The sequence below is a fragment of the Bacillus cereus group sp. Bc031 genome, from assembly GCF_027716265.1.
Taxonomy (GTDB): Bacteria; Bacillota; Bacilli; order Bacillales; family Bacillaceae_G; genus Bacillus_A; species Bacillus_A paranthracis.
Genome location: NZ_JAQFUL010000019.1, coordinates 63,322 through 72,123, shown reverse-complemented (window position 1 = coordinate 72,123; position 8,802 = coordinate 63,322). Strand labels below are relative to the sequence as shown.

The window sequence follows — 8,802 nt, the reverse complement described above, 5'->3', positions numbered from 1 at the left end:
CCCCTCCACGTAATAGTGTAACATCCATGTGTATACATGGTCTTTTTCACACTGTCTACCTAAAGGGGATAATATCAGGTAGCAAAATTTAAGCTACCAAAAAGGCCTCATATTATTGTTTCATTTTATAGTTGAATTGTTGATGTATCCAATGTGAAAACAGAAAACAAATACTTAGTGAAAGAGTAACCGCTATACTAACCCAAATGCTCGTTAAAGGACCGATTAAGAAGTAAACTACATAACCGGTAAGAGCACCAATAATCGAGATGAGCGGTATAATGATGCTGATTTTTTGCTTGCTGAAAATAACGAATAATATTGTGATGATAAGAGATGTATAAAGAATACCAAAGAAAAAAATAATTTCTAAAATCGTATAGTTTGTAGTAATTGTAATGAAAAAAGCTAAAAATCCGATAGTGATAGAAATAAAATGAGTTGTATATAATTTGAAATTTATTTTTGTAGGTATCATCGGTATAAAATCTCGAATGAGTTTAGTAAATCCATGTATCCAAGAAATAAAACTAGAAGTTATTGCGCTTAACGAACCGATAACGAGCAGATAAAATAAAATGGTAAATTCTATTTTTTTTGGAAGCTGGACTAGAAGATCGTATAAATGATCTAAGCTCCCACTAAAGATAACTATCATAATTAGAGAAGCGAATGCCAAAGGGATAGTAATCCATATAAATCCTGATAGTAAAAAAGTTGGAATAATTTTTTTGGGATGAATACGGAAAGCTTTATCCCAAGATGCAGGGCTTATTAATACTCTTCCTGTTTCAATGAGAATACCGGCAGTAAGAAAATATATTCCATTTCTATTTTCATAAAATAGCAAGTACGGGTGATATAAGCGGATTCCATCGTATACATGGGTAATGCCATCTTGCACAAAAAAATAAATTGGAATAATGATCATAGTAGAAAACATTAATACAGTTTGCATAATAGCCATTTTAGTAAATAGCTTAGCGTTACTTAATATTACGAATATTGTACAAAGGGTAATGAAAAGGAAAGAACCCAATGTATATGGAATATGGAAAAAAACATTAAGTAAAATACTAGCAACTTTCGTTTGAATGAACATACTTTCTATACTTAATAGAACAAGGAAAGAGCATACAATTATATATCCTTTGCGAGAAAGTTTATAAGATAAGTAATCGTGAATGGATTCTCCTTCTGGGAATGTAGTACGTATTTTTTTTATTAAAATCCCCAATAAAATAAGAGTAAAAGGGCCAATCATCGCATAAAGAATACCAGCGATTAGCCCATAATTAATAATCGATTCAGGCAAAGCGAGCGTCGATATACTTGCGACCCATTTAGATAATAAAAGAACAGTACCAGTTCCAATGCCTAATTGTAAAGGTGTGAAAGCTGAGTTGTTTTTCTTCACAATTTATCCCTCGCCTCTATATTCTTTCGGACTCATTCCGGTCATCTTACGAAAAACAGTGCTGAAATAATGCTGACTATTAAAACCAGATCTTTCAGAGATTTGAGAGATACACCAATGTGGGTGTTCCATTAAATATTTCTGTGACATTTCAATCCGATATTGCATGATATATCCGGAAAATGAAACCCCTACTTCTTCATGGAATTTTCGGCTTAAATAAGTCGGATTTGTATGTACTTTAGTTGCGATGTCTGCTAAGTGTAGTTTGTCATGAAAAGTTTCATGGATGATGTCTAATGTATCTTGAATAATACGTGAGTAGGAAGGGGTATTAGCATCTCCTTTGTACTTTTGTAATATATCGATGAGTTCTTTCTCTATAATTGGCTTTGTTATGTAGTCAATAACGCCTAGATGAATAGATTGTTTTGCATAATCGAAATTTTGATATGCGGTTACAATAATGATATCGAGGTTAGAGTTATTATTTTTTAATTTCTCACCTAGTTGTAGGCCGGATATGCCCGGAAGGTGAATATCTAAAAGTGCCAAATGAATTGAGAATTTTTCATTTATACGTAAAGCTTCAGCCGCATCTAAAGCTAGATGTAATGTCCAATTAGGGAACTGACGGTGGATAAGAAATTCTAATTGTTCCAGTTCCAGTGGTTCGTCATCTACTAATAGCACATTCATTTTTGTATTACCTCCTCTGTGTTTTTTTCTGTGATGAAAGGCCATGTGATTTCTACTTTCGTGCCATTCTCTTTTGTAGAGAGGAAAGAGAATGTAGTTTGTTCTTGAAAGAATAACTGAAATCGTTGTTTTATATTTTCAAGTCCGTATCCGCTTTCTTCCGTATGGGAAGTAAATGGTTCGTTTTGAGTACCGTTGTCGGATACTAGAAGTGTAATTCGGTTATTTGTATTGTGTAGATGAATATTTAAAATAGCTTGACCAGCTTTTTTTTCAAGACCGTGTTTAAAAGAATTCTCAACTAACGTTTGAATAACGAAAGGTGGAATATAAGCATTCTGTAAATCTTCAGAAGAAGTAATATTTATTGAAAGTCTCGAGCGAAACCGCATTTTTTGAATCTCAATATAATAATTCGTATAAGCCAGTTCTTCAGAGATTGGAATTAACAAATCTGTTGTTTTATATTTTCCTTTCAAAAATAGAGAAAAGATCTCGAGTGATTTGACAACTTCATCTGTTCTCTGTAGACGAGCTAAGCTCAAAATTGTATTTAATGTATTGAATAAAAAATGAGGCTGAATTTGTTGCGTAAGTTGATGATATAAAGACTGTTGCAACTCTCGTTCCAGTGCTATTTTTTTCTTTTCACTTTCTAGTAAATCGATTCGTTTTTCAAAAATAAATAAACATAATAAAATAATAGCTCCAAAAATTGGAGCTAAGACAAGTATAGTTATTAATACAGCAAATGCTTCATAAGTTAACATACATACCTCAATCTTGTTTTTTATTATTATACTAAAGCGTTGTAAATGTTTCTATTATTCAGACTCGGATCAAATGATATGACAGGCTACTTTATGACCTTCGCTTATAGATTGAAAACTTGGTTGCTGCGTAGCGCATTTTTCAATGGCATACGGACAACGAGTATGAAAACGACAGCCTTTTGGCGGGTTTAGAGGAGAGGGGAGGTCTCCTTTAAGTTCAATGCGTTCTTTTTTCGTTCCTGCACTAATGGTAGGAATTGCTGAGAGAAGCGCTTTTGTGTAAGGGTGTTGCGGATTGTTAAAAAGAGAATGTTTGTCGGCAATCTCCACAATGGTACCAAGGTACATTACAATGATGCGATCTGATATGTGACGAACGACAGCTAAGTCGTGAGAGATGAATAAATATGTTAACCCGTATTGTTGTTGCAACTGCTTTAATAAATTTAAAACTTGTGCTTGCACTGAAACATCTAAGGCGGAGACAGCCTCGTCACAAATAATGAGTTTTGGATTAACAGCTAAGGCGCGTGCGATTCCGATTCTTTGCCGTTGACCACCGCTAAATTCATGTGGATAGCGCTTCACTGCATCAGGTGGAAGACCAACTTTCCCGAGCAGCTCAATAACTTTCGCCATTCTTTCACCTTTTGGGCATACGTTTTGAATGGCTATAGCTTCTTCTAAAATGCTCCCTACAGTTTGCCTAGGGTTTAAAGAAGCAAAGGGATCTTGAAAAATAACTTGTAAATCTTTTCGAACCTTTCGCATTGCTGAGTTATTTAATTCTAGTAAATCCTTGTCTTGAAAAATAATTTTTCCACTTGTTGCTTCATCAAGGCGTAATATTGCACGCCCAGTGGTGGATTTTCCGCAACCAGATTCACCAACAATACTAACAGTTTCCTTTTCGTAAATTGTAAAGCTAATATCGTCAACCGCTTTAATATAGTTAATAGAGCGTCCTAGAATTCCTTTTTTTATAGGGAAGTATTGTTTTAAGTTTTGTACTTGTAATAACTCTTTTTTATTTATTTGCGTAGCAGTAGACATATTATAATACCTCCAATTTTTCTGAAGATGATTTATCCCAAAGGTCTGTAAACATCCAGCATCGAACTTTACTTCCATCTTGTGTGAGTTGAAGTTCTGGAAGAGTATTGTGACATAGTTCTTTTGCATGTGTGCATCTATCAGCAAAGCGACATCCGCTCGGCATATGGTATGGACTCGGTACGGATCCAGGAATAGTTTGTAACTCTTCTTGGTCTGTATCGAGTCTTGGAAGAGATTGAAGAAGTCCGATTGTATAAGGATGTTTTGGACTAGTAAATATATGCTCGATATCTGCATATTCGACGATTTTTCCAGCGTACATAACGGCGACTCTATCGCATGTTTCTGACACGACTCCTAAGTCATGTGTAATCATGATAATTCCCATACCGAGTTGTTTTTGAAGTGATTTCATAAGTGATAATATTTGGGCTTGAATTGTTACATCAAGAGCAGTTGTTGGTTCGTCTGCAATGAGTAAATCTGGATTGCAAGCAAGTGCCATTGCAATCATAATGCGTTGTCGCATTCCTCCGCTTAGTTCATGAGGCTCTTGTTTTGCACGCTTTTCAGGAGAAGGAATTCCAACTAGTTTCAACATATCTACGGCTTTATTCCAAGCTTCCTTTTTATTTAATTTTTGATGGATACGAATTGCTTCTGCGATCTGTTCCCCAACAGAATATACTGGATTCAAAGATGTCATTGGTTCTTGGAAAATCATTGAGATTTGATTTCCGCGAATTGCACGCATTTCAGCTTCGTTTTGTTGTAATAAATCTTTTCCTTTAAATAAAATGCTCCCCTCAATTTTACTGCCGCTTTCTCGGTCAATTAATCTCATAATGGATAGAGAAGTGATACTCTTCCCACAACCAGATTCACCTACGATGCCGAGTGTTTCTCCTTTAGAAACAGAGAAATTTAAACCATCAACCGCTTTGCTTACACCTTCGTCTGTAAAGAAATGTGTTTTTAAATCTTTAACTTGTAATACCTCTTCCTTTTTATTCATGTTTGTGCACCCCCTTAATTAAGCTCAATACGTTTATTGAAATGACGGTATAAAATATCAACAATAAGATTGACTAGAACGAAGATGACCGAGGCGATTAATACGCCTCCTTGTAACATTGGTAAGTCTCTCATTCGGATAGCGTCTACGATCAATCTTCCAAGTCCATTTATAGCAAAAACTGATTCTACTAAAACTGTACCGCCTAAAAGGGCACCAAATTGTAATCCAACAACAGTAATAACGGGAATTAATGCGTTTCTCAAAGCATGTTTATATATAACAACTCTTTCTTTTACCCCTTTTGCTCTTGCTGTTCGTATATAATCTTGGCGTATAACATCAAGCATACTTGAGCGAGTCATACGTGCTACAATTGCTGCGCCAGATGCACCAAGTGTAAGTGCTGGTAAAACCATGTGCATCCAAGTTCCCCAACCAGAAACCGGGAATATTTGAATTTGGACAGAGAAGTAGAAAATGAGCATAAGTCCAAACCAAAAGCTTGGTAATGAGACACCTAACAAAGCGATAATCATAATAGAAACATCTGTCCAAGAATATTGCTTTGTAGCAGAGATGATACCAGCAATCATCCCAATTACAACTGTAATGACGATACTACACAGTGCGAGTTCAATAGTGATTGGAAGGCGGATTAATACTTCGTCTAACACTGGGCGGTTAGAACGAATTGAAACCCCGAAATCTCCTTGTAATATATTTCCGATATAAGAGAAATATTGCATGATAAAGGGTTTGTCTAATCCTAATTGATGGCGTATTTGCTCGACAGTTTCTTTTGATGCTCCTTCACCAGCGATAAGGAGAGCTGGGTCACCGGGTACCATTTGCATAATTAAGAAAACGACGAATACAACGCCGAAAAGAACGGGAATTAATTGTAGTATTCTACGAAAAATAAACATTAGCATGTATAATGCCCCTTTCTATTTTTTAAGTCTCGGATCTAGTGCATCACGTAATCCGTCACCAAACATGTTTAAACCGATTACGAGTGTAGACATTGCGATTCCAGGAAACATTGCAATATGTGGTGCGGTAAATAAAAAGTCGCGCCCATTACTTAACATGGCACCCCATTCAGGTGAAGGTGGTTGCGCTCCAAGTCCTAAAAATGATAATCCAGCTGCAGATAAAATTGCTGTAGCTAAGCGTAAAGTAGCTTGGACGATAATAGGTGATAAGATATTAGGGAATATGTGTTTCATAATAATAGTAAAATCATTTGCCCCTAGTGCTCTTATAGCATCGATATACTCTAATTTTTTTACTGTTAATGTAGAAGCTCTAACGATACGAGCGAACATAGGGATTGAGAAAAAGCCAATAGCGATAATTACGTTCACAAGACTTGGTCCTAGTGCGCCTACAATGGCAAGAGCAAGTAAAATACCAGGGAAAGCTAGCATAATATCAATGATTCGCATAATGATTTTGTCAAACCATCCACCGTAATAACCAGAAATGATACCAAGAATAATGCCGAACAATGCCCCTATAAATACAGAAGAAAATCCAACAAGTAACGAAAGGCGTGTCCCGTGTAAAAGGCGGCTTAAAATATCTCTGCCTTTATCATCTGTTCCCATCCAATGTTCCATAGATGGTGGTTGTAATTTGTTAACTAACTGAATATCAAATGGATTGTAGGGTGCTAACAATGGGGCAAATATAGCTATTAAAATATAGAAAAGAACGATAATACCCCCGATAAATGCCATCTTATTTTTTTCAGTTTTCGATAGCTAATGATCCATTTCGATGTGTTCTTCGTTTGAATTGTTTGCAAAGAAGTATTTTCTTCTTTAGAAAGACGAACTTCCATTTTTTATACCTCCCTTTCTTTATGATTAAATTATCAGAAAATTAAAACAAGTCAACGAGTTTAAAACAATAAGTAAAGAAAGTGCAAATAGAAGTAAAGATGTTTCAAAATAATTCAGAAAATTCAATAAGTAAAGAAAGTGCAAATAGAAGTAAAGATGTTTAAAAACTTTTTTCGCAAAGTTATTTATAATTACAAATACATAGACGAAATTGAAAAAGAAAGGGTGGTGGAATGATCTGCTATTAGAAAGTAGGGGATAGAAAGCTAGATGTAAGGTTTCACTTTAGGATGTAGAGATAAAAGAAAGTGGAGGGGGAAGGGCGATGAGATTCAAAAGGGGACTTGTGATTTGTTTTATCACAATTTTATGTCTTTCAGTTTTTCTAGCGGGGTGTTCATCTAATACGAAGACAGGAAATGAAGGATCAGGAAGCAATGGAACAAAAGAAGGCGGTGTTTTAACAATTGCTAGACTGTCAGATGCTGATAATTTAGATCCGCATTTTATTACAAACATCCCTTCCGCAAGTGTTGTGTACCATAAAGTATATGAAAATCTTGTACAGCGAGATAAAAACATGGATTTTAAGCCGATGTTAGCAAAGGAATGGAAACAAATTGATGATTTAAATTGGGAATTTAAGTTGCAACAAGGAGTGACATTCCAAGATGGTGCACCATTTAATGCTGAGGCAGTAAAGAAAAACTTTGAACGTGTATTAGACCCGAAAGTAGGTTCAAATCGAGCAACTGTTTATTCCATGATTCAAGAAATAAAAGTAATTGATGAATATACAGTACAGTTCGTATTGAAATACCCATACTCACCTCTTTTATCTATTTTCGCAAGTAATGAAGGAAGTATTTTAAGTCCGAAGGCAATTGATGAAAAAGGGAAAGGCTTAGCGCAGCATCCGGTTGGGACAGGTCCATATACTTTTAAATCATGGAAACCAGGTGAAGAAATTCGCCTTGAAAAGAATAAAAATTATTGGGGTGAAAAATCAAAGATTGATGAAGTGGTATTCAAAGTAGTACCAGAAGATGCAACACGTATTGGAATGATTGAAACTAGTGAAGCTCACATTGCAGAGAATTTACCTGTAACTGAAGTAGAACGTGTGAAAAATTCACCATCTATGGAGTTAATTGAAAATGAAGGTTTAGGTGTAGAATATATTGGATTTAATGTACAGAAAAAGCCATTTGACAACCCGCTCGTTCGTCAAGCGATTGCACATGCAATTGAAACGAAAGGGATTTTAAAAGGGGTATATAACAATGTTGGGACTGAAATAAACTCCGTAATGACTCCTAAAGTGTTCGGTTATACGAAAGACGTAAAAGGATATAAGTATGACATTAATACTGCGAAAAAATTATTAGCAGATGCTGGTTATCCAAATGGATTTAAAACAACAATTTGGACGAATGACAGCAAAGTTAGAATGGCGTTAGTGGAAGTAATTCAATCTCAATTAAAAGGGATTGGCGTTGATGTAGAAATTAAAGTTATGGAATATGGTGCGTTTTTAGCTGCAACGAATAAATCAGAACATGCGATGTTTGTTGGAGGATGGGGAAACGCAACAGGTGATGGTGACTATAATCAATATAATTTATTCCATTCTAGTTCACACGGAGCAACTGGTAACCAATTTTTCTATAGTAATCCGGAAGTAGATAAATTAATAGAAGAAGCTAGAAAAGAAAAAGATGAGACGAAGAGAAAAGAATTGTATAAACAGTTACAAGAGATTGAATTAAAGGATGCTTTACTAGTACCAATTCGAGGGATTAATCATATTGCGGCAACTACGAAAAATATAAAAGGATTTTGGATTGATCCATCTGGGTATTTGCGACTGGAAGGTGTAGAACTACAGTAAAATAGAAAATTCTATCAGTGTAAAAATGATTTTACACTGATAGAAATTTTTATCTGTTTTTGTTTCGTTTGTAAGTAGAAAAATCATATTGCGAAGGGAGA

The 8,802-nt window shown here is 35.3% G+C and carries 7 protein-coding genes and 1 pseudogene; 1 reads left to right on the top strand and 7 read right to left on the bottom strand.

Going from position 1 to position 8,802, the window contains the following annotated elements; all coding sequences use genetic code 11:
- Positions 1–112: 112 nt before the first annotated feature.
- The 7 genes and pseudogenes from PDQ33_RS10300 to nikC form a co-directional block, all read right to left on the bottom strand.
- Positions 113–1,417, bottom strand: a complete 1,305-nt coding sequence (locus tag PDQ33_RS10300; protein WP_270394013.1) for a sodium:solute symporter — start codon at positions 1,415–1,417, stop codon at positions 113–115.
- A 3-nt stretch (positions 1,418–1,420) separates the two neighbouring features.
- Positions 1,421–2,116 (bottom strand): response regulator transcription factor, encoded by a 696-nt coding sequence (locus tag PDQ33_RS10295; protein WP_270755491.1) that lies wholly within the window; start codon positions 2,114–2,116, stop codon positions 1,421–1,423.
- Positions 2,113–2,886 (bottom strand): sensor histidine kinase, encoded by a 774-nt coding sequence (locus PDQ33_RS10290; RefSeq protein ID WP_000958967.1) that lies wholly within the window; start codon positions 2,884–2,886, stop codon positions 2,113–2,115. Before PDQ33_RS10290 ends, PDQ33_RS10295 begins: the two co-directional genes overlap by 4 nt.
- 69 nt (positions 2,887–2,955) lie before the next feature.
- Entirely contained in the window at positions 2,956–3,942 is a 987-nt protein-coding gene (locus PDQ33_RS10285) for an ABC transporter ATP-binding protein (RefSeq protein WP_000102013.1), read from the bottom strand.
- A 1-nt stretch (position 3,943) separates the two neighbouring features.
- Positions 3,944–4,960 (bottom strand): ABC transporter ATP-binding protein, encoded by a 1,017-nt coding sequence (locus PDQ33_RS10280; protein WP_001034321.1) that lies wholly within the window; start codon positions 4,958–4,960, stop codon positions 3,944–3,946.
- A gap of 14 nt (positions 4,961–4,974) precedes the next feature.
- Complete coding sequence (gene nikB, locus PDQ33_RS10275; protein ID WP_000928487.1) at positions 4,975–5,895, bottom strand: nickel ABC transporter permease; 921 nt, start codon at positions 5,893–5,895, stop codon at positions 4,975–4,977.
- Between the two features lie 15 nt (positions 5,896–5,910).
- Positions 5,911–6,809: pseudogene (gene nikC / locus PDQ33_RS10270) on the bottom strand (nickel transporter permease).
- 326 nt (positions 6,810–7,135) lie between these two features.
- Between nikC and PDQ33_RS10265 the strand changes: the two are divergent.
- Positions 7,136–8,701 (top strand): glutathione ABC transporter substrate-binding protein, encoded by a 1,566-nt coding sequence (locus tag PDQ33_RS10265; protein ID WP_001211304.1) that lies wholly within the window; start codon positions 7,136–7,138, stop codon positions 8,699–8,701.
- Positions 8,702–8,802 lie beyond the last annotated feature (101 nt).